At 72.0% G+C, this 24409-nt stretch carries 20 protein-coding genes and 4 pseudogenes; 10 read left to right on the top strand and 14 right to left on the bottom strand.

Annotated elements, in window-relative coordinates:
- Positions 1-60 precede the first annotated feature (60 nt).
- From P3T37_RS34650 to P3T37_RS34640, 3 genes are all read right to left on the bottom strand, one after another.
- Positions 61-1782 carry a hypothetical protein gene (locus P3T37_RS34650; RefSeq protein ID WP_280727925.1) on the bottom strand — a complete coding sequence of 574 codons (1722 nt, stop codon included), beginning with the start codon at positions 1780-1782 and terminating at the stop codon, positions 61-63.
- Between the two features lie 142 nt (positions 1783-1924).
- Positions 1925-2242, bottom strand: a complete 318-nt coding sequence (locus tag P3T37_RS34645; protein ID WP_280727924.1) for a hypothetical protein — start codon at positions 2240-2242, stop codon at positions 1925-1927.
- A gap of 4 nt (positions 2243-2246) precedes the next feature.
- Positions 2247-2462 (bottom strand): hypothetical protein, encoded by a 216-nt coding sequence (locus P3T37_RS34640; RefSeq protein ID WP_280727923.1) that lies wholly within the window; start codon positions 2460-2462, stop codon positions 2247-2249.
- Positions 2463-2738: 276 nt separating this feature from the next.
- On the opposite strand from P3T37_RS34640, the gene P3T37_RS34635 reads away from it, so the two are divergent.
- Positions 2739-3719: a helix-turn-helix domain-containing protein gene (locus tag P3T37_RS34635; RefSeq protein WP_280727922.1), complete on the top strand. Its 981-nt coding sequence runs from the start codon at positions 2739-2741 to the stop codon at positions 3717-3719.
- Between the two features lie 31 nt (positions 3720-3750).
- On the opposite strand, the pseudogene P3T37_RS34630 reads toward P3T37_RS34635, so the two are convergent.
- A pseudogene (locus tag P3T37_RS34630) lies at positions 3751-3970 on the bottom strand (hypothetical protein); the annotation flags it as partial.
- A gap of 210 nt (positions 3971-4180) precedes the next feature.
- Between P3T37_RS34630 and P3T37_RS34625 the strand changes: the two are divergent.
- From P3T37_RS34625 to P3T37_RS34595, 7 genes are all read left to right on the top strand, one after another.
- Positions 4181-5098 (top strand): NADP-dependent oxidoreductase, encoded by a 918-nt coding sequence (locus tag P3T37_RS34625; RefSeq protein WP_280727946.1) that lies wholly within the window; start codon positions 4181-4183, stop codon positions 5096-5098.
- A gap of 439 nt (positions 5099-5537) precedes the next feature.
- Positions 5538-6173: a hypothetical protein gene (locus P3T37_RS34620; protein WP_280727921.1), complete on the top strand. Its 636-nt coding sequence runs from the start codon at positions 5538-5540 to the stop codon at positions 6171-6173.
- Between the two features lie 30 nt (positions 6174-6203).
- Positions 6204-6749 carry a hypothetical protein gene (locus P3T37_RS34615; protein ID WP_280727920.1) on the top strand — a complete coding sequence of 182 codons (546 nt, stop codon included), beginning with the start codon at positions 6204-6206 and terminating at the stop codon, positions 6747-6749.
- A 137-nt stretch (positions 6750-6886) separates the two neighbouring features.
- Positions 6887-8581 carry a sodium:solute symporter family protein gene (locus P3T37_RS34610; RefSeq protein ID WP_280727919.1) on the top strand — a complete coding sequence of 565 codons (1695 nt, stop codon included), beginning with the start codon at positions 6887-6889 and terminating at the stop codon, positions 8579-8581.
- A 14-nt stretch (positions 8582-8595) separates the two neighbouring features.
- Complete coding sequence (locus P3T37_RS34605; RefSeq protein WP_280727918.1) at positions 8596-8871, top strand: hypothetical protein; 276 nt, start codon at positions 8596-8598, stop codon at positions 8869-8871.
- Between the two features lie 678 nt (positions 8872-9549).
- Positions 9550-9984 carry a hypothetical protein gene (locus tag P3T37_RS34600; protein WP_280727917.1) on the top strand — a complete coding sequence of 145 codons (435 nt, stop codon included), beginning with the start codon at positions 9550-9552 and terminating at the stop codon, positions 9982-9984.
- A 522-nt stretch (positions 9985-10506) separates the two neighbouring features.
- A complete protein-coding gene (locus P3T37_RS34595; RefSeq protein ID WP_280727916.1) occupies positions 10507-11427 on the top strand; it encodes an NADP-dependent oxidoreductase in 921 nt (306 codons plus the stop codon).
- Positions 11428-11578: 151 nt separating this feature from the next.
- On the opposite strand, the gene P3T37_RS34590 is transcribed toward P3T37_RS34595, so the two are convergent.
- The 6 genes and pseudogenes from P3T37_RS34590 to xylB form a co-directional block, all read right to left on the bottom strand.
- Positions 11579-12094 (bottom strand): universal stress protein, encoded by a 516-nt coding sequence (locus tag P3T37_RS34590; RefSeq protein WP_280727915.1) that lies wholly within the window; start codon positions 12092-12094, stop codon positions 11579-11581.
- Between the two features lie 4 nt (positions 12095-12098).
- Positions 12099-13355, bottom strand: a complete 1257-nt coding sequence (locus P3T37_RS34585) for an SLC13 family permease (RefSeq protein ID WP_280727945.1) — start codon at positions 13353-13355, stop codon at positions 12099-12101.
- A gap of 306 nt (positions 13356-13661) precedes the next feature.
- The gene (locus P3T37_RS34580; protein WP_280727914.1) at positions 13662-14153 is read right to left on the bottom strand and encodes a hypothetical protein; all 492 of its coding nucleotides are present in this window, start codon (positions 14151-14153) and stop codon (positions 13662-13664) included.
- A gap of 721 nt (positions 14154-14874) precedes the next feature.
- Positions 14875-15489 (bottom strand): annotated as a pseudogene (locus tag P3T37_RS34575) (FCD domain-containing protein); the annotation flags it as partial.
- 49 nt (positions 15490-15538) lie between these two features.
- Positions 15539-16699 (bottom strand): ROK family protein, encoded by a 1161-nt coding sequence (locus tag P3T37_RS34570; protein WP_280727944.1) that lies wholly within the window; start codon positions 16697-16699, stop codon positions 15539-15541.
- Positions 16700-16771: 72 nt separating this feature from the next.
- Positions 16772-18202 carry a xylulokinase gene (gene xylB, locus P3T37_RS34565; RefSeq protein WP_280727913.1) on the bottom strand — a complete coding sequence of 477 codons (1431 nt, stop codon included), beginning with the start codon at positions 18200-18202 and terminating at the stop codon, positions 16772-16774.
- A gap of 110 nt (positions 18203-18312) precedes the next feature.
- On the opposite strand from xylB, the gene xylA reads away from it, so the two are divergent.
- On the top strand, positions 18313-19485 hold the full coding sequence (gene xylA, locus P3T37_RS34560) for a xylose isomerase (RefSeq protein WP_280727912.1): 1173 nt from the start codon (positions 18313-18315) through the stop codon (positions 19483-19485).
- Between the two features lie 107 nt (positions 19486-19592).
- Here xylA and P3T37_RS34555 read toward each other — a convergent pair.
- Positions 19593-20729: pseudogene (locus tag P3T37_RS34555) on the bottom strand (TIM-barrel domain-containing protein); the annotation flags it as partial.
- Positions 20730-20752: 23 nt separating this feature from the next.
- Between P3T37_RS34555 and P3T37_RS34550 the strand changes: the two are divergent.
- A pseudogene (locus tag P3T37_RS34550) lies at positions 20753-20872 on the top strand (Beta-galactosidase C-terminal domain); the annotation flags it as partial.
- A gap of 2 nt (positions 20873-20874) precedes the next feature.
- Here the strand turns inward: P3T37_RS34550 and purB are convergent.
- The 3 genes from purB to P3T37_RS34535 all read right to left on the bottom strand — a co-directional run bounded on the left by purB (position 20875) and on the right by P3T37_RS34535 (position 24303).
- Positions 20875-22227: an adenylosuccinate lyase gene (gene purB / locus P3T37_RS34545; RefSeq protein ID WP_280727911.1), complete on the bottom strand. Its 1353-nt coding sequence runs from the start codon at positions 22225-22227 to the stop codon at positions 20875-20877.
- A 41-nt stretch (positions 22228-22268) separates the two neighbouring features.
- On the bottom strand, positions 22269-22607 hold the full coding sequence (locus tag P3T37_RS34540; RefSeq protein ID WP_280727910.1) for a hypothetical protein: 339 nt from the start codon (positions 22605-22607) through the stop codon (positions 22269-22271).
- Between the two features lie 205 nt (positions 22608-22812).
- Positions 22813-24303: an arabinofuranosidase catalytic domain-containing protein gene (locus P3T37_RS34535; protein ID WP_280727909.1), complete on the bottom strand. Its 1491-nt coding sequence runs from the start codon at positions 24301-24303 to the stop codon at positions 22813-22815.
- Between the last annotated feature and the right edge of the window lie 106 nt (positions 24304-24409).

Here is a 24409-nt window from a genome sequence, read left to right as displayed (position 1 = left end):
CCGGACTCGACGAGTCCGGCCCGGTCCTGGGTGCGATCAGTCAGCGAGCGGTTCGGGCGATCACCGGCTGAGGATCATCTGGGTGCCGTCGGAGCCGGCCGCGATCGACTTGACGACGGCGTCGCTCTCCTGGGTCCAGTTGTAGAGGCCGATGCTGTTCTTCGCCAGCACCGTGCCGGAGTTGTCCAGGATCATCTGGGTGCCGTCAGCGCCCATCGCGATCGACTGCACCACGGCGTCGCTCTCCTGCGTCCAGTTGTAGAGGCCGATGCTGTTCTTCGCCAGCACCGTGCCGGAGTTGTCCAGGATCATCTGCACGCCGCCGTTGGTGGAGATCGCCTTGACGACGGCGTCGCTCTCCTGCGTCCAGTTGTAGAGACCGATGCTGTTCTTCGCCAGCACCGTACCGGAGTTGTCCAGGATCATCTGGGTGCCGTCGGAGCCGACCGCGATCGACTGCACCACGGCGTCGCTCTCCTGCGTCCAGTTGTAGAGACCGATGCTGTTCTTCGCCAGCACCGTGCCGGAGTTGTCCAGGATCATCTGCACGCCGCCGTTGGTGGCGATCGCCTTGATGCCGGGGTCGCTCTCGACGGTCCAGTTGTAGAGGCCGATGCCGTTCTTCGCCAGGACCGAGCCGGTGCTGTCCAGGATCATCTGGGTGCCGTCCGAACCGACGGCGATCGCCTTCACTCCCGGGTCGCTCTCCTGCACCCAGTTGTACAGCCCGATGCTGTCCTTGGCCCAGACGACACCGTTGTTGTCGAGGATCATCTGCACGCCACCGCCGGTCGCCCCGGCGACGACCACGGGGTCGCTCTCCTTGGTCCAGTTGTAGAGGCCGATGCTGTTCTTCGCGAGGACCGTGTTGTACTGCACGGCGGGCGGGGTGTTGCCGGTGGTGAACGAGCCGCCCCCGTAGGTGTGGTTCAGGCCGTCGGTCTCGTTGGCGGTCATGCTGATCGTGTAGGTGCCGTTGGCCAGGCGCGTCGTGTCGAGCGCGTACGGGTAGTTCAGCGCGCCACCGCCGGCGCGGACCTCGCTGTGGTAACCGCCCGGGCCGTCGATCACGTAGTCGAGCCACTCGATGACGCCGCTCTGGGTCGGGTGGGCGGTCAGGTTGACCGTGCCCGAGAGGGTCTGGCCGGAGTTGAAGCCCCACAGCGCCACGTTGAAGCCGGCCGGGATGGCCGGGGCGACGGCGCCCATCCGGTAGTAGCCGATGTTGCTGATGGGCGGCACCCAGCGGTGGTGCCCGACGATGCCCGCGGCGACGTAGTTGGCGTCCACCACGTCGAAGCTGCCGTCATGGTTGTTGGCGACCACGATCGCGGTGTGCAGCTGGTCGCCGTCGTAGGTGCCTTCCTGGATGATGTCACCCTTGACCGCCGTCGCCGCCGTGACCGCCACGCCACCGGCGTCGAGGTAGCTGCGCTGGTAGTTGCCGCCGGAGTCGACCGGCCACTGGGAGTGGCCGCTGACCATGTAGACGATGCAGTTGGCGAACTGCTTGCACTGGTCACCGCCGCTCTGGTGGGCCTCGGCGCAGGCCGTGGTGCCCGAACCGCCCACGTAGGTCAGGGCCTTGTCCGCGAGGTCGGCGTTGCTGTACGAGCCGACCGCGTGGGCGGCGGTGACGCCCAGCATCACGGGGGCGAAGCCTGCGATGGTCGCGGTGGCCAGCAGGGCGGCGGACAGCCGACGGCGAGCGGGCTTGGTGCGGCCGACGGCGGTGCGGGCAGCGGCGGTGCGGGATTCGGTGGTGCGGGATTCGGTGAACATGCGGGATTCTCCCTGTGTGTGACGAGATGTGAGGTGAGAGACAAGCTCAGGCGGAGCGGCCGCCGGTATGCACGGCGGGGTACTGCTGGGTACTACGGGGTGCGGCGGGCTGTCGCGGAACTTGCCGGCGGGCGGGCGGTGCTCAGCCGTCCAGCGCCGCCAGCGGCAGTGCGCTGACGCTGAAGTCGTCGGTGAGCCAGCGGGACAGGACGGGGCTTCGACGGGCTCTGTCGAGCAGTCCTTCGGTGATGCGGATGGCGTCGGCGGTGGTCTCGGCCCGTAGGAGTACGAGCAGTTCGAGTTCGCCGACGGGCAGTGGGGCGCGGACCCGGACGTGGTCGAGCTGGTCGGCGGTGACGGCGTGGGCCCAGACGAGGTCGACCACGGTGGCCGGGTGCGGGGCCCGGTCGTCGGTGGGTGGGCCGGTCAGGCGGGCGGCCACCGCGTAGCGGGTGCGCATCGGTCTAGGCCCAACAGGCCCCGCAGACCTGGCCGTCGGTACTGGCCGGGCCGACTGAGGCGGTCGAGCCGGCGTCGGCGGTCGGGCTCGCGGCAAAGGCAAAGGCAGCCGGCCCGGAGGCGGCGGTCGGCACTGCATCGGCGTTCGCGGGTGCGGCGCAGAGTCCGAGACCGAACAGGGCGATCAGGCCGAACAGGACGAATCGCAGTGTTCCGGGCATGGCTGGACCTCCGTCGGGCGTCTTCGGGGTGTCGGCAGGGGCGTTCGCTCCGCTGCCGGATCCGTCGGACTGTCGGCGTCCTCCGGTGAGAAGAAGTCTTCCGTGCAGCTCAGGCGGGCGGAAGCCGCTGCCACTGGCCCGAAGGTTCCATGGCACGATCGGGCCACCCCTCGGGCCGGCCGGCCCGGACCTTGCCCCCGTCGGACCGCCCGTGCCACGCTCTGATCGCTTGCAGGCACGGCAACGTCATCACACGGGGGAACGGGGGCTGGAGCGATGCTGCGCGCTCTGGGACTGGACGCGGTCTGCGACCAGGTGTACCGCGAACTGCTGGCCGAACCGACACTGGACGCAACCCTGCTGGCCGATCGCCTCGGCCTGAGCCAGGACCAGGTCGGCGCCAGCCTGGACACGTTGGCGGATCTCGCGCTGCTGCGGATGTCACGCGAGGCGCCGGACCAGCGGCGGCCGGTCAGCCCGGAGCGCGCCCGCGCGTTGCTGCTGCGCCGTCAGGAGGAGGATCTCCAGGCCCGCCTCGCCGCCCTGGAGGCCAACCGCGCCGCAGTCGCCACCGCGGCCGAACAGCAGACCCGCGACCAGTGGCGCACCCCCACCGGCGGCGACCGGCTCGACGGCCTGGACGAGATCCAGTCCCGCCTGGAGTCCCTGGTCCAGGGCGCCACCACCGAGATCTGCTCCATCGTCCCCACCCAGATGTCCCCCGAGGCCCTGGAGGCCTCCCGCGCCCTGGACGAGGAACTGCTCGCCCGCGGCATCACCCTCAGGACCCTCTGCCACGAGGGCGCGCGCACCAACCAGCGCTCCCTCTCCTACGCCAGCGCGATGGCCGCCAGCGGCGCACAGCTGCGCACGGCGCCGGCGCTGCCGCACCGCCTGCTGCTGGTGGACCGGACCACCGCCCTGGTCCCGCTCGACCCGGCCGTACCGGCCCCCAGCGCGGTGGTGGTCACCACCCCCGGGATCGTGGCCGCCCTGGCCGAGCTCTTCGACCGGATCTGGGCGGACGCCGTCCCGCTGGGCCCGGACCCCGTCCGCGACGACGCCACCGGCATCACCGCCGGCGAACGCGAACTCCTGAGGATCCTCTCCACCGGAGTGACCGACGAAGCCGCCGCCAAGCGCCTGGGCGTCTCCGTCCGCACCGTCAAACGCCGCATGGAGGACCTGATGCGCCGACTGGAGGCCGGCTCCCGCTTCGAAGCCGGGTTCAGGGCCTGCCGCCAGGGCTGGCTCTGACACCCGGCGACAGCCACCCGGCGACAGCCACTCAGCGCCCCGAGGACTGAGAGGACATCTCATGTGGGTGGCGTCGAGTCCTCCAAGCGCCTTGGCCGGCTTCGTAGAAGGTGCCGTCTCGGAGCATGGCGAAGAGCACGTCGATGCGTCGTCTGGCGAGGCAGACGGGGGCGGCGACGTGGTGTTTGCCAGCCGCGGCGCTTCTTGTCGTAGTAGGCGCGTGATGCGGGCTGGGACAGTGAGGCGAACGCGTCGCTCTCCGTCGATGTCTCGGGGCCCGAGTCGTACGGTGCGAGTCAGGCCACAGATGGGTCCTGGGCGCGGACGGCATCGCCGTCAGTAGTGCTCTTGGGAATACGGATCCGCGCTTGATCTTTGAACGCGGTGACACGGTCGGCGTCGGTCCTCTGGCGCGCGGCCGTCCAAGCCTTGTCCGGACGAGAAAGTGCGGTGATCACGCAATGCAAGCGGTGCGGTTTCACGAGTACGGCGGGATCGATGTGCTGCGGGTGGAGGAGGTGGAGCGGCCGGTGCCCGGTCCTGGGCAGGTGCTGGTCGAGGTCCGCGCGGCCGGGATCCAGCCTGGCGAGGCGCACATCCGCATGGGCGGGCTGCACGAACGCTGGCCGGCGGCGTTTCCGTCCGGGCAGGGCAGCGATCTGGCTGGCGTCGTTGTGGAGGCCGGCCCGCACGTCCGGGGCTTCGCGGTGGGTGATGAGGTTTTGGGCTTCACCCACAGGCGGGCCAGCCACGCGCAGTTCGTCGTGGTCGACGACGTGAATCTGGTCTCCCGTCCGGCGGGGTTGGCGTGGGAGGTGGCTGGGGCGCTGTACGTGGCAGGAACGACCGCCTACGCCACCGTGTTCGCGGTGGACCCCGGCCCGGACGACGTGGTCGTCGTCTCCGGTGCGGCGGGCGGCGTCGGGTCGCTTGCCGTGCAGCTCGCGCGGCGGCGCGGCGCCACGGTGATCGGGCTGGCGAGCGAGCGAAACCACGCCTGGTTGAAAGATCGCGGTGTCCTCCCGGTCGAGTACGGGCCGGGTGTGGCCGAGCGGATCCGTCAGGCGTCCGACGGCAGGGTCGACGCGTTCATCGACACCTTCGGCGACGGCTACGTGGCACTGGCAGTAGAGCTGGGCGTGCGGCCCGAGCGAATCAACACGATCCGCGACTGGCAGACCGCGGCCAAGGTCGGCGCGCGAACCTACGGAGAAGGCGCGGCGGCGTGCGCGGTCGTGCTCGGCGAGCTGGCCCGGCTTGCCGCACGCGGGCAGCTGGAGGTGCCGATCGCCCGCACCTACCCCCTGGAACAGGTGCGAGACGCCTTCCGCGAGCTGGAACAGCAGCACACCCACGGCAAGATCGTGCTCCGACCCTAGCCGCAGCGGCTGCCCGAGGCGACCACCGAGAAGGCATCCACGAACATCAGCGCAGCGTCACCGCTGGCGGAGCCAGATGACTCCCCATCAGGTGGCTGGCCGTCCAACCAGGTGGTTGCCACCGCCTGGTGCGCCGGACGACCAGCGCGACCTCTTCTCAGTGCTTACCGCTGGCAGCAGTTCCCGATGGCCTGGTCGCTTCACCGATCGGGCCATCCTGCTGTCGGGCTACTGGTTGTCGAGCCAGTCCCACACCTTCACGATCAGGGGCGCCAGCTGTGAGGCCGTCTCCACCCAGTACTTGGCCTCAGTCACCGGATCGGGCAAGCCGCTGCGCGGGCCCAACGGCGCCGATAGCGTGGGCGGCCGGGAGTTCGTGAACGGGAGGGCGGCTGCGGTGAGGTTTCTCAGCAGGCAGAGGCTGGCGGCGCTGAGTGACGTGGAGTACGAGGCTCTCGCCTCGCTGCACTTCGCGGTGAACGACCTGCGTCACGAGTGGGTGGCGTCCCGTGCGGTGGTGGATCGGATGATCGCACTGATCGACCACGCGGACCACGCCGACAGCGAGACACGGTTCGCCCACCGGTCGAAGGCACTGTCGCAGGTGAGTCGAGCTGCGTACCGGTACAGCCGGGCTGTGGAGACGGCGATGTGGCCCTGCGTCAGCGCGTACACCGTCCTCGGCATCACGCTCCTGGATCGGGTGGTCAGCGGGCATGGGCCACTGGAGGCCCACACCGTCCATGCCCTGAGCGGCGAGCCCACCGTCGCCGAGCTCCAGGCCGCCCTGTCCATCCCGGTCGCCGGCTTGCAGCGTGCCCGCTTCTCCAGCGCCCAGGAATCCGCGCAGGAGCACCAGGACGAGGTGCTCAGTGCGGTGGAGGGCCTCTACCAAGATCTCGCCGACTCAGCCAGGGACAAGCCGCTGGACCGGGTGCAGGCGGCTGCGTGCCGACTCACCGAAGCCGACGACCCGGGCATCGACCCCCTGTGGGAGGGGCTGCTTGAGCCGCTCGCCTTCCTTGCCGAGCAGAACACCCTGGAGATCGGCTACTACCTCGACCATCGGGACTGACACCGCCGCACCAGCGAGCCGGTCCTGGGCGTGGCGGTGCCGGTCGACGACGAGACGCTGGTACGCCGCTGGTACGTGCACCGAGTGGGGTTCGACAGCGTCGGCACCGCCCGGCGGGTGCGGATCGGCACGCAGGCCTTCGCGCGCGAGACCGAGTGGTTCGACCTGAACGAGTGCTCGATGACGCCCGAGGGCTTTCGCACACCGGCGGTCGAGCGCATCATCCACGCCCGCAGCACCCGCGCTCCCCAAGGCGTGTGGAGGCCACCCGCGCCGGCGCCTACGGAGCGGCAGGCGCAGCAGCCGCACCCCGCGGGGCGCCTGGAGGCTGCCCTGCGGTCCGGCTCCAGAAGCGCCGTCCAATCGGCGTACGACGACCTCGAAGCCGCCGGCCCCGACTGGGGCGAGGCAGCCGAGAAGGTAGCCGCCGTACTCGAGCGGGCCCAGGCATGGCTGGCCGAACACCACCGCGAGCGCGAGGAGATGTTCGGGCCACTGCGCAGCAAAACGGGTCGAACCGGACAGGCTGCGACGCTGCTGGGACGGGGCTGGGACGTCGCGGTCCGATCCAGCTGAGCCGACTGCTGTTTGCCCGGTATGGGCCGGGCGGCTGATCGCACCGCTCACGGATGGGTGACGCGCAGGCACTGGTGCCTGCGCCGCTGCTAGAAGTCTGGCAGCGCAGACATGTCACACAACGGATCGAGGCCGCAGTGAACGCCCTTGCCACGGCGAGCCTCCGGCTGGACGCCGGACCCGTCGACTACGCCCTGCTGCTCGTCTACTTCGCGCTGGTGCTCGGCATCGGCACGCTCGCCCGCCGATCGGTCTCCTCCAGCCTGGACTTCTTCCTCTCCGGGCGCTCGCTGCCCGCCTGGGTGACCGGCCTGGCGTTCATCTCGGCAAACCTCGGTGCGGTCGAGATCTTCGGGATGACCGCCAACGGCGCCCAGTTCGGCATCCCGACCGTGCACTACTACTGGATCGGCGCGATCCCGGCCATGGTCTTCCTCGGCCTGGTGATGATGCCCTTCTACTACGGCTCCCAGGTCCGCAGCGTGCCCGAGTTCCTGCTCCGCCGCTTCGGCCGGTTCGCGCACCTGGTGAACGGGATCAGCTTCGCGCTGGCACAGGTGCTGATCGCCGGCGTGAACCTCTACGCTCTGGCCACCGTGGTGAACCTGCTGCTCGGCTGGCCGCTCTGGGTCTCCATCGTGGTCGCGGCTGTCATCGTCCTCGCGTACACCTCATTGGGCGGGCTCTCGGCCGCGGTCTACAACGAGGTGATGCAGTTCTTCGTGATCGTGGCGATGCTGGTCCCGATCACCCTGGTCGGCCTGCACAAGGCGGGCGGCTGGAACGGCCTGACGCACCGGATCATGGCAGCCAACACCGACGCGAGCGAGCAGTTGCACGCCTGGCCGGGCAGCAACCTCACCGGCATCGCCAACGCCACGCTCTCCGTCCTGGGGATCGTGTTCGGCCTCGGCTTCGTGCTGTCCTTCGGCTACTGGACGACCAACTTCGCCGAGGTGCAGCGCGCCCTGGCGGCCAGGAACATGTCCGCCGCCCGCCGCACCCCGCTGATCGGCGCCTACCCGAAGGCGCTCATCGCCCTGGTCATCGTGATCCCCGGCATGCTGGCTGCGGTGCTCTCCCCGGAGCTGGCCGCCTACAAGGCCAGCGGCGGGACCCTCGCCAACGGCGTGACCTACAACAACGCGATCGAGCTGCTGATCCGCGACCTGCTCCCGAACGGCATGCTGGGCGTGGCGATCACCGGGCTGCTGGCGGCGTTCATGGCCGGCATGGCGGCGAACGTCAGCTCGTTCAACACGGTGTTCACCTACGACATCTGGCAGACCTACGTGGTCAGGGACCGGCCGGACGCCTACTACCTGCGGGTGGGCCGGCTCACCACGGCACTCGGCTGCGTGATCGCGATCGGCACCGCGTTCATCGCCAGTGGCTACAACAACATCATGGATTACTTGCAGACACTGTTCTCCTTCTTCAACGCGCCGCTGTTCGCGACCTTCATCCTGGGCATGTTCTGGAAGCGCATGACCCCGATGGCCGGCGGGGTCGGTTTGATCGTCGGCACCGCCTCGGCCGTGACGGTGGACCAGCTCAACCGGCACGGCGTTCTGCACATGTCCGGGCAGGGCCCCAGCTTCGTCGCCGCGAGCGCCGCCTTCGTCATGGACATCGCGGTCAGCGTCGCGGTCTCACTGCGCACCGCGCCCAAACCGGACAGTGAGCTGGTCGGCCTGGTCTGGTCGCTGACGCCGCGGGACACCCTCAAGAGCACCCGCCTCGCCGAGGACTACGGCTGGTACCGCAAGCCCGTGGTGCTCGGGAGCGGGGCGCTGGCCCTCGCCGTCGTACTCGACATCATCTTCTGGTGAGGAGCCGCCCGCCCATGACCGATCAACTCCACAAGCCCCGGGGGGTCGGCCTGTTCGACCTCCGGTGGATCCTCGCGCTGCTGTTCGCCGTCTACGGCGTCGTGTTGACCGTGATGGGCGCGGCCTTCACCTCTCAGGCCGACCTGGACCGGGCTGCCGGGACCAACGTCAACCTGTGGGTCGGGATCGGCATGCTGATCGGCGCGGCGGCCTTCGCAACCTGGTCCCTGCTCCGGCCGATCCGGCTGCGGCCGGCCGCGCCGCCGGGGCCGGGGCCGGGCCGGGACTAAGGGTGCCCGCCGCCGGAACGGAGTGTGCCGGGCCGTCGTCGAAGCCGGTCACGGACTTCGTCAAGGGCTACGTGGACGCCGTACGCGCAGCGGGCCTGCGGGTCGGGCTCTACTACTCGCCCATCGACTGGCGCTACCCCGGCTACTACGACGTCACCGGCGCGAAGCCGCCGAGCCCCGCGCTCGCCTCCGACTGCGTGCTGCCGAACAGCCTGTACCCGTGGAACTACGAGGGCACCGACCCGGCCGGCTTCGACTACCACGAGGACGCCCGGACCATGAAGAACGAGGTGTACCAGTCCGTGAAGGAAAACTGGTCACCGACTACGGCGCGGTCGACGACTTCTGGTGGGACGGCGGCTGGCTGGCGCAGCAGGGCACCGACGCGTCGGGGTCCTTCTTCTGGGAGCCCGGCCAGTACCGCGACCCCGGCAACAGCTGGCCGGTCGACGCCGCGTACGGCGAGAACGAATCGAGCACCGGCAAGCCGCTGGGCCTCACCGGCCTGGTGCGCCGGCACCAGCCGAACGCCGTGTCCAACTCGCGTTCGGGATGGGTGGGCGACTACGACATCGAGGAGGGGGGTACGTCTCGACCGGGCCGATCCGGTTCGGCCGCCTGGTCCAGAAGGCGTTCAGCATCTCCGGCACCACCTGGGGGTACGACGGAGACGTCGCCATGTCCTTCCCCCAGGCCATGGCCGTCTTCGTCAACGCCTTCGTCCGCGACATGTGCGTGATCGTCAACGTCGGCCCGGACGCGACCGGTACGGTTCCCAGCAAGCAGGCGGCGGTGCTGCGACAGGTCGGCGGATTCCTGAGCGCCAACAGCGAGGCGCTCTACAGCACCCGCGGCGGCCCGTGGAACCCGGTGGAGGGCCAGTACGGCTTCACCTTCACCAACCAGACCGTCTACGCGCACCTGCTGGCCGGCTACAGCGTCTACACCACCACCAGCGGCAGCGGCGGCAGCGGCGGCGGCGGCGGCGGCGGCGGCGGCATGGAGAACATCAGCGGCCTGTCCGGTTCCGGACGGTACGTGCGGATGTACGGCACCGCGCGCGCCACCCAGTGGAGCTACTCGCTCTACTCCCTGGAGGTGTTCAGCAGCTGACCCGGACGGGTCGCAACGCGTCGGCGCGGGTCCGCCGGATCGTCATCCGGCGGACCCGCGCCGGACCCCGGCAACAGAACCGACGAGTGAGAGCAGACCTCCTCTTGAACCACCGCCGACCACGACGACCGGTGGCTCGCTGATCATCGGCAGTGCCAACCAGGGCTCCGACACGCTCACGGCTTTCCACCGCGACCCGTCATCGGGGAACCTGACACCCACCGGGGAACATCTGGCGGTCACCGAGCCCACGTCCGTCCTGCCCATCGGGCCGTGAACCGACATCGAGCACACCGCTGTCAAGAACGAACTTCGCTACGAACAGCGGAAGTTGATGGTGGATCAGAGATCGGGCGCAGGCTGGACGACCCCGAGGAGTCGGCCTCCGAGCCGCCCTGACGGCCCGACGACCTCACGGCCTGTCGGTTGCGCCGGGCGTCCATCGGCGGCATAGCGTGACCGGTGGCGCCCGCCCTTGCGGAGACGGCACGCCGGAGACAACGGCACCTTGGAGGTTGGTTCATGCACGCGGTGACCTACGACTCGTACGCCCCGGACAACTCGCGGCTGCGGTACGGCGAGGTCGCGGATCCCAAGGTCGGCCCCGGGCAGGTGCTGATCCAGGTCCGCGCGGCGGCCGTCAACCCGGTCGACTGGAAGGTCATGGCCGGCGGCCTGGACGGCATGATGGACACCGTCTTCCCCGTCATCCCCGGCTGGGACGTGGCCGGCGTGGTGACCCGGACCGGCCCCGACACGCCCGAGTTCGCGCCCGGGGACGAGGTGATGGCCTACGCCCGCAAGGACGCGGTGCAGGGCGGCACCTTCGCCGAGTACGTCGCGGTCGCCGCGCCGTCGGTCGCGCGCAAGCCCGCCGCACTCGACTGGGCACAGGCGGCCGGGCTGCCGCTGGCCGGCCTGACCGCACTGCGCAGCCTGGACCGACTCCGGGTCGGGTCCGGTGACGTGCTACTGGTGCACGGCGCGGCCGGCGGCGTGGGCAGCCTGGCGGTGCAGCTCGGCTGGGACCGCGGCGCCCGGGTGATCGGCACCGCCTCGGAGCGCAACCACGCGTTCATCCGCGAGCTGGGCGGCGAGCCGGTGAGCTACGGGGACGGCCTGGTCGAGCGGGTGCGGGCGCTGGCGCCTGACGGTGTGACAGCCGTGGCCGACTTCGTCGGCGGCCAACTGGAGACCACGCTCACGGTCCTTGCCGACGGTGGCCGGCACGTCTCGGTCGCCGACCCGGGTGTGGAGCAGCACGGCGGTCACTGGATCTGGGTCCGCCCGGACGGCGCCAAGCTGGCCGAACTCGCCGCGGCGGTGGACCGGGGAGCACTGACCGTCGAGGTCGCCCAGACCTTCCCGCTGGAGCGCACGGCCGAGGCCTTCGACGCCAGCCGCACCGGCCACACCCGGGGGAAGCTGGTCGTCGTGCCCTGACGGCGCGGCGTCAGTAGTAGCTCGCCAGCACCAGGGCGAGCCCGATCAGGCCGGAACGGTCTGGACGAAGAGGATCTTCCGGCTGGCGGTGGCCGCGCCGTACGCGTCGGCCACCGCCACGCACACCAGACCGGCGGCACGGCCGTCTCCCCTACCGGTGTCGTGGCGGAGCGGGCGGGGGTGGGCCGGCGGGGGCCGCTCCGGGCCAGACCAGCAGGACGGGGCAGGCGGCGTGGTCGACCACGAAGCGCCCTGCGGGGCCGAGGCTGTGCGGCCCGAGGTGGGTGCGGTCGCCGTCCCGGGCGAGCACGAGCAGGTCGGCGCCTTCCGTGGCGGCCACCACCTCGCGCTCGATCCGGCCGGTTCGCGCCACCTGGACACAGGGCCGTCCCAGCAGCTCGGCGGCGGCTTGGAGCAGTTGCCGGGAGGAGTCGGCGGCCAGGTCCTCCAGGCGGGTGCCCGGGTCGCTCCCCCAACCCCCGCTCTGGTGCTGCCCCTTCGGATGCCCGCGCCCGAGCAGTCCGGCGAACGCACCGTGCGCCACCCCGGGCACCTCGGTGCCGGTGACGTGCAGCAGGACGATCTCGGCGCCCTGAGCGGCGTGCACGCGGGCGGCTTCGACGCAGGCGGGCCAGGTACCCTCGGCGATCCACACGACGACGGCCACGGCCTCACCCTCCGACGATCTGCAGCGATCCCCACAGTGCTACCACAGCCAGCACCAACGCCGGTGGCACGACGAGCAGTCCGAGCCGGGTGAACTCGCCGAGCGGGACGTCGGTGTCGTGCTCGTGCACGATGCGCCGCCAGAGCAGGGTGGCCAGGGAACCGGCGTAGGTCAGGTTGGGGCCGATGTTGACCCCCAGCAGCACCGCGAGCACCGCGCCGGGTCCGGCCGGGGCGGCGAGCGGCAGCAGGACGAGGGTGGCGGGCAGGTTGTTGATCACGTTCGCCAGGACGGCGGCCAGGGCGGCGGTGCCGAGCAGCGCCGGCAGCGCGGTGCCGTGCGGCACGAGGTGCGCGAGCCCGGAGGCGAGCCCGTTGTCGACCACCGCGCGCACCACGATCCCGAGCGCCAGCACGAAGGCGAGGAACGGTACGGCGGCGGCCCGCCCGATGGCGGTCACCGTGGTTCGACGCCGGGTCAGGGCCCGCACCGCGAGCGTCAGGGCACCGGCCAGCGCGGCCCAGGCCGGGTTGATCCCGATCGCCGAGGCGAGGACGAAGCCCGCCAGCGTGCCGGCGACGGTGAGCAGGGCGAACAGCGGCATCTCGGGTGCCGCCCCGCCCGCCGGCGCCTGTGCGCCCGCATCCAGATCGGCCGCGAAGAACCGCCGCAGCACCACGTACTCGACCCCGATGGCCACCAGCCACGGCAGGGCCATCAGCGCCGCGAACCGGGTGAAGCCGAGCCCGCTGGCGGTGAAGGCCAGCAGGTTGGTCAGGTTGGAGACCGGCAACAGGAGTGACGCGGTGTTCGACAGGTGGGTGCAGGCGTAGAGGTGCGGCTTCGGGCGGGCCCCGAGCCGGGCGGCGGTGGCGAAGACCACCGGCGTGAGCAGCACCACCGTGGCGTCCAGGCTGAGCACCGCCGTGATCACCGAGGCGACCGCGAACACCTGCACCAGCAGCCGACGCGGACGTCCTACGGCGCTGCGGGCCATCCAGGCCCCGCAGGCGTGGAAGAGGCCCTCGCCGTCGCAGAGCTCGGCGAGCACCAGCACGGCGGCGAGGAAGCCGATCACCGGACCGAGCCGCGCGGCCTCGGCCCCGGCGTGGGCCGGCGAGATGGCACCGGTGGCGACCACCAGGACGGCGGCCGGGACGGCGACCACCGCCTCCGGCCAGCCCCACGGCCGCACCACGGCGCAGACCAGCACCACCACCAGCAGGCTGACCGACAGGGCCTCGGCGAAGAACGTGTTCAGGGTCGGCTCCAGGAGAGGTGTCAGCGGTGATCACCATCCTGGCATCCCCGGAACGGCGGTGAGCTCTCGGACGGGAAGGAGAGCCGGTAGCGTCCGCCGGGCGCCGCCTGGAACCGGTACCGGCGGTCGTCGCCGGGCACCGCCGCAAGCGGGACGGCGTTTCCCGTCTCCCGATTCGCCTCGGGCGAGAAGCAGGAGTGAGGGGCCCTCGACGTCACGGATCAGCCGCAGCCTGATCGGCGGCGCGCCGTACTGGCCGCCCGGCGCGCCCGGTGGAGGCGGCCGGGCCGTCGGCCTGACGCGGTGTCACTTGCCGTGGGCGCCCCTGCGGCGGCGTCCGCGCAGCACCAGCACCGAGCCGGCGGCGACGGCGATCAGGCCGCCGACGGCGCTGTACTGGACCCCGGCGCCCATCCCGGTGAAGGCCAGGCCGCCGGCCGTGCTGCTCCCGCTCGGCTCGGCGGTCGGCGCGGCGCCCGCGCTCCCCTGGGCGGGCCGGCCGACGGCTGCGCCGGCCTCGGACTGGGCGCGGCTGCCCACCGTGCCGGTGGCGGAGGGGACGGGCAGGGCGGCGCTGGGAACGGGAGCCGCCGCGGTCGGCGGGGCGGCGGGCGACGGGCTGCCCGCGCCGGTCGCCGAGGCGGGCTTGAGCTGGAGGGTGGTGATCGAGTACGGCGGCAGCGTCTGACCGGCCGCCGTGCCCTGCACCGCCGTTGTCAGGGCGGTGGCGCCCTTGGTGTAGGCGACGGTGGCGACCGTACCCAGGGCCGGGGTGTATCCGGCGTAGGAGAGCGACACAGTACCTCACGCCGTAGCCCTTGGTGACGTTGGCGTACCTGACCCAGTCGGCGGCCTCCTGGGGCGTGCCGGAGCCGTAGTTGGCGGTGATGATCGGCTGGGCGCCGATCGCCTTCGCGTTGGCCATGAAGCTGTCGAAGTCGGTGCCCGGCGCGACCCAGCCGTTCTCGGCGAGCGTGCGGGTCTGCCAGTGGTAGCCGTCCGCGTCCGAGCCGCCCGGGTAGCGCAGCTCCCGGATGCCGGCGTCCTTGATCAGCGAGGACGCCTTGGGGTCGTTCATGTTCGGGTCGTAGACGGCCGTGTTGAGGCCGACACCGGTGCTGGGCACCGTGCCCAGCGAGGTGCCGGCGTCGATGGTGACGGCGACGGTCGACGCGGCACTCGCCCCTGGCGCCAGCGCGCCCGCGCCGGCCCCGGCCCCGGCCCCGGCCAGCAGGGTGGCCGCCGCCCCCGCCGCGATGCGGCGCAGGGCACGGCCGCGGCGGTGCGTACGGGCCCGGGGCAGGGGCTGCGCGGCGGTGGTCGGGTCGTCAGCTGACACGTGTGGCTCCCGATCGGAGTGTGTGGGTTCGGCCGGGCGGGGCGCGCTGACCGCGGCGCGCCGTCGCCCTTCACCCCTCAGTGGTCGCCCGACGCGAAAAGGTTGCCGCCCACTCAGATTTCTTCGCCGCGTCCCGGTGCAGGGCGAGGTACTCCTCGCGCCGCTCGGGTCGCAGCCGACTCAGAGTGCCTTGCGCGCCCACTCCACCACGCCGCCGACGTGCACCGCCGCCCGCGCCCTGGCCGCCTCCACGTCGTGCGCGACCAGCGCGTCGAGCAGCCCGCGGTGCTCGGCCATGGTGCGCTCCACCGCCTGCTCCTGCGTGACGCCCCGCCAGATCCGGGCCCGAGCCGTGCGGTGCGCCAGCGAGTCCAGCAGGGAGGCGAGCACGGCGTTGCCGCCGGCCCGGGCGATCAGGCGGTGGAACTCCAGGTCGTTCGCGACCAGTTCCTCGACCGTGGGGTCCGGCCCGAGGCTGTCGAGCAGCTCGGCCAGCTCGGCCAGCTGCTCCTCGGTCGCCCACTGGGCCGCCAGCCCGCAGGCCGCGGAGTCCAGCACCGCCCGCACCTGGAACAGCTCGACCACCGACTCGTCCTGGTGCAGGTCCAGGATGAAGGTGAGCGCCTCCAGCAGCAGCGCGGGCTCCAGGCTGGTCACGTAGGTGCCGTCGCCCTGCCGCACGTCGAGCACGTTGAGCAGCGACAGGGCCTTCACCGCCTCCCGCAGCGAGTTGCGCGAGAGACCCAGCTGCGCCGCCAGGTCGGGCTCCTTGGGCAGCCGGTCGCCGGGCTTGAGCCGTCTGACCGGTCATTATGCACGCCGGGCCGGGACGCCCCCGGGCCGGTCAGGCCAGGGGCAGCCGGGTCGGGTCGGCGATCAGCTGACGGGTCGTCAGCAGGGCCGCGCCGAGCAGCGCGCCGCGCCGCCCCAGGGCCGAGGGGCGCAGGGCTCCGGGCGGCCAGGGCCGGACCGTGACCCGGGCGGCCAGCTCCGCGCGGACCGCCGGCAGCAGCCAGTCCGCGAGCTCGGCATAGGCGCCGCCCAGCACGAGGGCGTCCGGGTCGATCAGGTTCACCGCGGAGGCGAGGGCCAGACCCAGGGCGCGGCCCGCCCGGTCCAGCGCGCGCAGCGCCGCCGGGTCCCCCGCCCCCGCCCGCTCGGCCAGCAGGGCGACCGGGTCCCCCGCCCCGGCGAGCCCGGCCTCGCGCAGCACGGCCGCCTCGCCCGCGTACTGCTCCAGGCACCCGCGCGAACCGCAGGGGCAGGGCAGGCCGTCCGGGTGGACGGGGATGTGCCCGAGTTCGCCGGCGAAGCCGCGGGCGCCGCGGAACAGCTGCCCGTCGACGATCAGGGCGGCGCCGATCCCGGCCTCGGCGGAGACGTGCACGAAGGTCTCGGCGTCGTGCTCGGCCTGCCAGTACTCGGCCAGTGCACCGAGGTTGGCCTCGTTCTCCGGTTCGGGCACGGCGTCCGGGTCGGGCCAGTGGTCGGCGGGTCGGACGGCGTGCCAGCCGAGGTTGGGGGCGTGCTCGACCAGGCCCGGCTCGGCGCTCGGCACCACCCCGGGCACGGCCAGCACCCGGCCCTCGACGCGCAGTCCGAGCCCGGCCGCCTCGGCCTGCGCCTCGGCGCCCAGCGCGGCGACCTCCGCCAGCACCTCCCCGGCCGGCCGACCCGCGTTGGCCTGCTCCACGCGCCGCCACACGCGGGGCTCGCCGCGCAGGTCCACGACGCACGCGCCGAGGTGCGTGACGCCGACCTCCAGCCCCAGACCCGCCGGTCCCCGGTCGCTCACGGCCAGCGCCCGGCCGGGCCGACCGACCCGGCCGCTCGGCGCGGTCTCCGCCTCGGTCAGCGCGCCGCGGCCGATCAGCTCGTCGACCAGCGAGGAGACGGCCGCCCTGGTCAGCCCGGTGAGGCCGGCGACGTCCGCCCGGGAGAGCCCGGTGAGCGGGCCCTGCCCGGCGATCGTGCCGAGCACCACCGCGAGGTTCTGCCGGCGCATGTCCTGCTGCGAGGCCGGCCCGCCCTCCGGGTGCCTGCTCACTCCGCCGACCGCCACCTCGCGCCTGCCCTCCTACTGGTCCCGCTCCGGGGCGCCCTGCAACGCTCCCGCCCGGCGCAGGGTATCCGTGATCCTCTCAAGCGCCTCGCCGTCCCGCGCCACCGGCTCCAGCACCAGGCCCTCGGCGGTCCGCCAGCGGCGGGCCACGGCGTCGGCCGGCTCCCCGGTGACCAGCGCGGCCGCCTGCGCGGCGGCACCGAGCGCGACCAGTTCCTCGGCGGCCGGCACCTGGACGGCGCGACCGCTCAGGCGCAGCACGGTCCGCTGCCAGGCCCGCCCGCGGGCGCCGCCGCCGATCAGCAGCAGCGGTACGTCCTGGTCGGGGCTCTCGCCCCCCGCGCCCAGCACGTCGTCCAGCGCGGTGAGCAGGGCGTGCGCGGCGCCGTCGTAGGCGGCCTGGAGCAGCTGGCCAGGGGTGGTGTCGTGGCGCAGGCCGTGCACCAGGCCGGAGGCGCCCGGCAGGTCGGGGGTGCGTTCGCCGTCGAGGTAGGGCAGCACCACCGCCGTGCCGCCCTCCTCGACCTCGTCGCGGCCGCGCCCCAGGAGCGCGGCGAAGCGGTCGACGGCCAGGGTGCAGTTGAGCGTGCAGGCGAGTGGCAGCCAGCCGCCGAGGGCGTCGGCGAAGCCGGCCACGGTGCCGCTCGGGTCGGTGGGGCGCCTGCGGCCGACGGCGTAGACGGTGCCGGAGGTGCCGAGGCTGAGCACCGGCTGACCGGGTGCCAGGCCGAGTCCGAGCGCGGCGGCCATGTTGTCGCCGGTCCCGGTGGCGACCAGCGCCCCCCGCCGCAGCGGCAGGCCGGGGCCGACGAAGCCGACCGCCGTGCCCGGTTCGAGGACCGGCGGCAGCAGCGCCGGGTCGAGGCCGATCCGGTCGAGGATCTCCCGGTCGTAGCCGGCCGGGCCCCACCAGCCGGTCCCCGAGGCATCCCCGCGGTCGGTGGCCGGCTCGCCGGTCAGGCGCTCCGTCAGGAAGTCGTGGGGCAGCCGGACGGCGGCGACCCGGTCGGCGGCGGCGGGCTCGTTGGCGCGCAGCCAGGCCCACTTGGCGGCGGTGAACGCGGCGTTCGGGACGCTGCCGGTGCGGTGGGCGATCTCCTCCCGGCCGAACCCGTCCCGCAGCTGCGCGGCCTGGGGCGCGGACCGGACGTCGTTCCAGAGCAGGGCCGGGCGGACCGGCCGGCCCGCCGCGTCGAGGGCGACCAGCCCGTGCTGCTGGCCGGCGACCGACACGGCGACCGCGCGGTCCGCCCACCCGGTCCCGGCCACCGCCTCGCCGAACGCCCGCCACCACTGTTCGGGGTCGCTCTCGCGACCGGCACCCTCGCTGACCGTGTGCGCGGCGCGCCCCTGACCGAGCACGGCCCCGGTGGCGACATCGACGGCGAGGGCCTTGGTGGACTGGGTGGAGCTGTCGACGCCGATCACAACTCGCTGTACTGGCATGCGTTCCTCCGTCTGGGGGGTTCCTTCTGACGCCTCGGCAAACTAATTTGTTTTCTGCCCTGACAAACAAGTGCCGGGCGGAAATATCCAGGCAGTGATCGGAGCCAGCAGTGACCAGCGCCCCCCTCGTCCCCACCCCGGCCGACAAGTTCACCTTCGGCCTGTGGACCGTCGGCTGGCAGGGCCGGGACCCGTTCGGCGACGCCACCCGGCCGGCCCTCGACCCGGTCGAGACCGTGCAGCGGCTCGCCAGGCTCGGCGCGTACGGCGTCACCTTCCACGATGACGACCTGATCCCGTTCGGCGCCTCGCAGGCCGAGCGCGAGCAGACCGTCAAGCGGTTCCGCGCCGCCCTGGACACGGCCGGCCTCAAGGTGCCGATGGCCACCACCAACCTGTTCACCCACCCCGTCTTCAAGGACGGCGCGTTCACCGCCAACGACCGCGACGTGCGCCGCTACGCGCTGCGCAAGACCATCCGCAACATCGACCTGGCCGCCGAGCTCGGCGCCTCGGTCTACGTGGCCTGGGGCGGCCGCGAGGGCGCCGAGTCCGGCGCCGCGAAGGACGTGCGCACCGCGCTCGACCGGCTCAAGGAGGCCTTCGACCTGCTCGGCGAGTACGTCGAGCAGCAGGGCTACGACCTGCGCTTCGCCATCGAGCCCAAGCCCAACGAGCCGCGCGGCGACATCCTGCTCCCGACCCTCGGCCACGCGCTCGCCTTCATCAACGAGCTGGAGCGCCCCGAGCGGGTCGGCGTCAACCCGGAGGTCGGCCACGAGCAGATGGCTGGACTGAACTTCCCGCACGGCATCGCCCAGGCGCTGTGGCACGGCAAGCTCTTCCACATCGACCTCAACGGCCAGTCGGGCATCAAGTACGACCAGGACCTGCGGTTCGGCGCCGGCGACCTGCGCCAGGCCTTCTGGCTGGTCGACCTGCTGGAGTCGGCCGGCTACGACGGCCCGAAGCACTTCGACTTCAAGCCCCCGCGCACCGAGGACTCCGACGGCGTCTGGGCCTCGGCCGCCGGCTGCATGCGCAACTACCTGCTGCTCGCCGAGCGCTCCCGCGCCTTCCGGGCCGATCCCGAGGCCCAGGCCGCGCTGGCGGCCTCGCGCCTGCCCGAACTCGCCGCCCGCACCGCCGATGACGGCCTGGCCGGCCTGCTCGCCGACCGCACCGCCTTCGAGGAGTTCGACGTCGACGCGGCCGCCGCCCGCGGCATGGCCTTCGAGCAGCTCGACCAGCTCGCCCTGGAGCACCTGCTCGGCGCCCGCTGACCGAGTACGTGCCACTGTCGGCGGACAGTGGCACGTACTCACACCTGAGCGCGGCACACGCCGAAGGCGGGGTCCCCTCGGGAGCCCGCCTTCGGCGTGTGGGGAATTCAGAACCGGTACGGGAGGTCGGCCTCCGAGGTGCCCGCCGGGCGGGTGTGCAGCACGCCGTCCGGGCCGCCGATGCGCAGCTGCCACGGGTGCGGGCTGTCGGTGCTCACCCGCAGGCGGTCGCCCTCGCGGCGCAGGCGGAAGACGGCGGTCCGGCCGGGGCCGTCGGTGCGCGGGATCTCCACGCTGCGTTCGGCCCCGTCGGCGAAGGCGTGCACCCGCAGTTCGACGCCGTCGGCCCAGGCGGAGACCGGGTGCTGGTCGTCGGCGCCGAGCGGGATGACGGAGTCCGGGCGGGCCAGCAGCGGCAGGGTGTGGAAGCCGTGCTGCTCCCGGACCCAGCGCGGGCCGGTGAACTGCGCGCCGGTCAGGAAGTTGGTCCAGGTCCCCTCGGGCACGTAGTACTCGACCGTGCCGTCGTCGGTGAAGACCGGGGCGACCAGCAGGTCCTCGCCCAGCAGGTACTGCCGGTCGAGCGCGGCGGCCGCGGGGTCCTGCGGGAACTCCAGCACCATGGCCCGCATCACCGGGATGCCGGTGGCGTGCGCCCGCTGGGCGGCGTGCTGCAGGTAGGGGGCGAGGCGGTGCTTGAGCAGGGTGAACTCGCGGGTGACCTCGACGGCCTCCTCGCCGTAGTCCCACGGCACGCGGTAGGACTTGCTGCCGTGCAGCCGGCTGTGCGAGGAGAGCAGGCCGAACTGCACCCAGCGCTTGAAGACCGCGGGCGTCGGCGTGCCCTCGAAGCCGCCGATGTCGTGGCTCCAGAACCCGAAACCGGACAGGCCGAGCGAGAGTCCCCCGCGCAGCGACTCGACCATGGCGTTGAAGTGCGACTCGCAGTCGCCGCCCCAGTGCACCGGGTACTGCTGGCCGCCGGCGGTGGCGGAGCGGGCGAAGAGCAGCGCCTCGCCCTCACCACGCTCCTCGCGCAGCAGCTCGAAGACGGCCCGGTTGTAGAGGTGGGTGTAGTAGTTGTGCATCCGCTGCGGGTCGGAGCCGTCGTGCCAGACGACCTCGGTGGGGATGCGCTCGCCGAAGTCGGTCTTGAAGCAGTCCACCCCCTGCCCCAGCAACTGCCGCAGCTTGTCGGTGTACCAGGCGCTGGCGGCGGGATTGGTGAAGTCGACCAGGGCCAGCGCTCGAGTGCAACTGGAGCTGGGAGCCCGCCGACGTGCTGGCCCCCACCGACCTGACCGACGTCCTGGACGGCAGCACGGCCGCCACGGGCACGCAGCTGCACCTTGGCCCGTGGGACGTGCGGGTCCTCACCGCCGGCTGAGGTCATCCTCTGTGGACGACGTCGACCAGGCGGGCGGCCAGGCCGACGTAGTCGGCCGGCCGCAGGGCCATGAGGAGCGACTTGTCCTGCTCCGGCAGTTCCAGAGCGCTGATGAACTCGTGCAGTTCGCGCTTCGTGATCGCTGCCCCGCGGGTGAGGCTCTTCAACCGTTCGTAGGGTTCGCTGACACCCGCCCTGCGCATGACCGACTGGCACGCTTCTCCCAGGACCTCCCAGGCCTCGCTGAGGTCCCTGTCGAGGGCTTCGGGCACAAGCGCGAGTCCTGACAGTCCGATGTCGCTCTGCACGATCGCCACCAGTGAGTGTCCGAGTGCCGCTCCGATGTTCCGCAGCAGCGACGAGTCGCTCAGGTCACGCTGCATCCGCGAGGTGGTCAGGTTCTCGGCGAGGCACCGAAGCAGGGCGTTGCTCAGCTCGGTGTTCGCCTCGGCGTTCTCGAAGCGGATCGGATTGACCTTGTGCGGCATGGTGGACGAACCGACCGATCCCGCGTCGACCGGCTGGCGAAAGTATCCGAGGGCGATGTACTGCCACATGTCCGTGTCGAAGTTGTGCACAATGCCGTTGAACCTGGCGATGTCGCAGAAGAGTTCGGCCATGTAGTCATGGGGTTCGATCTGCGTCGTCAGTGGATTGAAGGTCAGGCCCAACGACTCGACGAAGTCCGCGCAGACGGCCGCCCAGTCGACGTCAGGGCAGGCCACGACGTGTGCTCCGTAGGTGCCGGTGGCACCGTTGAACTTGCCGAGGAACTCCTGCCGGCGGACCCGCTCCAGCTGCCTGCGCAGCCGGTGGCCGAACACCGCCAGCTCCTTTCCGACCGTGGTCGGCGTGGCCGGCTGGCCGTGGGTCCGCCCGAGCATCGGCTGGTCGCGGTACCGATCGGCGAGCTCCGTGATCCGGCCGACGAGCGCGGCCGCCGCGGGCAGCCACACGTCACCGATCGCCCTGCGCAGTTGGATGCCGTACGCCAGGTTGTTGATGTCCTCCGACGTGCAGCAGAAGTGGACGAACTCGGCGACATCGCTCATCGAGGTCTGCTTCATCCTCCGCTTCAGGTAGTACTCGACGGCCTTGATGTCGTGGTGGACAGCGCGCTCGATGGCACCCAGCTCCGCTGCCTGGTCGGCTCCGAAGTCGGTGACGAACGAACGCAGCACGGCGCACTCGTCCGCAGTGAGCGGGCGAAGGGGACGCACTGTCTGTTCGGCTGCGATGAGAACCAGCCATTCCACCTCGACGGAGAGCCGCGCCCGGTTCAGCGCCTCCTCCGACAGCAGTTCGTCCAGTTCCGTGACGATGGATCGGTAACGGCCGTCGAGGGGGCTCAGCACGCCGTTCACCTGCTTTCTCTCGTTGACGGCATGGGTGCGGGTCAGTCGACCGCGGCGTGCTTCTGCGTCTGTGCGACCTCGTCGGGCGCCTCGCGGCCGGTCACCGCGTGCAGCGGGAGGTGCGGCGCCAGAAGTCGTAGGGCGACTGCGGCGACTACTGAGGCGGCGGCCACGACCAGCCACGGCAGCCACGCGGCTGTCGAAAGCAGCGCGACCAGGCCGGGGGCGGCGATCTGGGCGGCCGTGAACGCGTACTGGTAGGCGGCGAGATAGCGGCCGCGGGCGGCTCGGGGCGCTGCGGCCTCCGCCAGCGCGCTGGCTCTCGGCCCGAAGACCAGTCCGGCCATCGAGATGATCAGTGTGCTGCCGAGCAGGTACACCGGTCGCCATCCCGGGGCGACGAGTACGGTGGCGGCGACGGTGAGTGCCCAGAGCGCGTAGAGCGCGGCGCCGTAGCCTCGAGAAAACGGAACGTGGGCCGCCGGCGGGCGCGGGAAGGCTGGGGGGCACCCACGCCTGCCGGCGGAGCTTTATGTGAACGCTCAACTAGATTGTTAACGTTCACACTGGTGCTGTCAAGCCAGGTCAGCCGAGGGTCCACTGCTGGTTGGTCTGGCCGGAGCAGGTCCACAGTTGGGCGAGCGCGCCGTCGGCGGTGGAGGCGTTGGTGACGTCCAGGCACAGGCCGGACTGGACGCCGGTGACGCTGCCGTCGGCGTTCAGGTGCCACTGCTGGTTGGTCTGGCCGTTGCAGGGCCACACGTCCACCTTGGTGCCGTTGGTGGTGCCCCTGCCGTAGGCGTCCAGGCACAGCTGGGTGCTGGCGCCGTAGACGGTGAGCTGGTCGGAGGCGGTGTGCGTCCAGGTCTGGTTCGAACCGCCCCAGCAGTCGTAGATCTGCACCTGGGTGCCCGCCGTGGTGGAGGCGTTCGGCACGTCCAGGCACTTGCCCGCACCCACCGCCCGCAACGCACCACTGGCGACCCCGCTGGAGGTGCCGTACCCGGCGGCGGTGATGTTGGCCTGGACGGCGTTCTCGGTGGCGTCGGACGGGTAGCCGGAGGTCATCACGCCCTCGTAGAACGTGCCCGCGGAGCCGTTGCTGTTGTCACCCCCGATGCCGAGGATGATGGCGCCCTCCTTGTGCATCGGGTTGTAGCCGGAGACGTTGGGGCGCGCTCCGCTGTAGCCGGTGGCCAGGCCGCCGGACTGCGCGTTGCCGGAGCGGATCGCCCACTGGTTGGGCTCGCCCTTGACCATGGCGGTCAGGAACCGGTCGTTGACGCTCGGGTCGTTGGCGTTGTAGCCGGCGTTGACGCCGGAGAACAGGCCGTTCTCCTGGTCGGCCATCACCCACGGTCCGCTGCCGCTGCCGTAACCCCAGACCTTGATGTCGCCGAAGTAGACGGCCTCCATGGTGCCGTTGCCGTCGTCGTGGTTGCTGGTCTCGGCGTTGCCGTAGTCGAAGCAGCAGCCGCCGTTGAAGTGCGTGCCGTCCAGGACCGCGTACATGCCCTCCGGCTGGTCGCCGGTGGCGATGCCCGAGGTGTTGTCGTCGCGGTAGCCGGTGCCGGCGGCCACGTAGACGCCGTAGGCCTGGTGCCCGCCCAGGGTGATCGGCGCGGCGGTGGCGTTGGCCAGGTTGTCGGCATTGGGGGCGGCCCCGCCGCCGGGGGCCTGGGTGAGGTTGTTGTGCCGACCGGACTGGTCGTAGATGACGGTGATGACGCAGGTGGTGCCCGCGCAGAAGGAGTCCTGCGCGGCGGAGTCGGCGTAGCCGCCGGCACCGAGCACGCCGATGTCCGCCGTGGTTGCGTCGGAGGCGCGCCGCACCTGGTAGAGCGGGCCGTCGTAGGAGCCGTACAGCGCCCGCGTGGTGGAGTGCGCGGCCACACACGGCGTGCCGCCGCCGGCGTAGAGGTCGCACGGCCCCTGGGTGGCGGCCTGCGCCGGCCCGGCCGTGGTGCCGGCGGTGACCAGCGCGCCGAGGAGGATGGTCGCCGCGGCGGCCGCACGGGCGAGGGCGGTGGTCCGCAGTGGCCGCCGGAGGCGGCGCCAGGCATGGGGGATCTTCATTCGGGATTCTCCTTGGGGAGCGCGAACGGGTGGGTGTGTTAGCGCTAACATCCTGGCCCCGGGATGCCGGTCCGCGGGGAGGGTGTCATGGGAGGAGACAGTGCAG

Origin of the sequence: Kitasatospora sp. MAA4 (assembly GCF_029893355.1) — a bacterium.
GTDB lineage: Bacteria > Actinomycetota > Actinomycetes > Streptomycetales > Streptomycetaceae > Kitasatospora.
This window is presented reverse-complemented; position numbering and strand designations above follow the sequence as displayed.

What these genes read in the sequence shown, in the direction of transcription:
- P3T37_RS34650 (WP_280727925.1), bottom strand. Translation starts at nt 1,782, where the DNA reads ATGTTCACCGAATCCCGCACCACCGAATCCCGCACCGCCGCTGCCCGC.
- P3T37_RS34605 (WP_280727918.1), top strand. Translation starts at nt 8,596, where the DNA reads ATGACCGATCAACTCCACAAGCCCCGGGGGGTCGGCCTGTTCGACCTC.
- P3T37_RS34570 (WP_280727944.1), bottom strand. Translation starts at nt 16,699, where the DNA reads ATGCGCCGGCAGAACCTCGCGGTGGTGCTCGGCACGATCGCCGGGCAG.
- P3T37_RS34535 (WP_280727909.1), bottom strand. Translation starts at nt 24,303, where the DNA reads ATGAAGATCCCCCATGCCTGGCGCCGCCTCCGGCGGCCACTGCGGACC.
- P3T37_RS34625 (WP_280727946.1), top strand. Translation starts at nt 4,181, where the DNA reads ATGCAAGCGGTGCGGTTTCACGAGTACGGCGGGATCGATGTGCTGCGG.
- P3T37_RS34595 (WP_280727916.1), top strand. Translation starts at nt 10,507, where the DNA reads ATGCACGCGGTGACCTACGACTCGTACGCCCCGGACAACTCGCGGCTG.
- P3T37_RS34645 (WP_280727924.1), bottom strand. Translation starts at nt 2,242, where the DNA reads ATGCGCACCCGCTACGCGGTGGCCGCCCGCCTGACCGGCCCACCCACC.
- xylB (WP_280727913.1), bottom strand. Translation starts at nt 18,202, where the DNA reads ATGCCAGTACAGCGAGTTGTGATCGGCGTCGACAGCTCCACCCAGTCC.
- P3T37_RS34600 (WP_280727917.1), top strand. Translation starts at nt 9,550, where the DNA reads ATGTCCTTCCCCCAGGCCATGGCCGTCTTCGTCAACGCCTTCGTCCGC.
- P3T37_RS34635 (WP_280727922.1), top strand. Translation starts at nt 2,739, where the DNA reads ATGCTGCGCGCTCTGGGACTGGACGCGGTCTGCGACCAGGTGTACCGC.
- P3T37_RS34640 (WP_280727923.1), bottom strand. Translation starts at nt 2,462, where the DNA reads ATGCCCGGAACACTGCGATTCGTCCTGTTCGGCCTGATCGCCCTGTTC.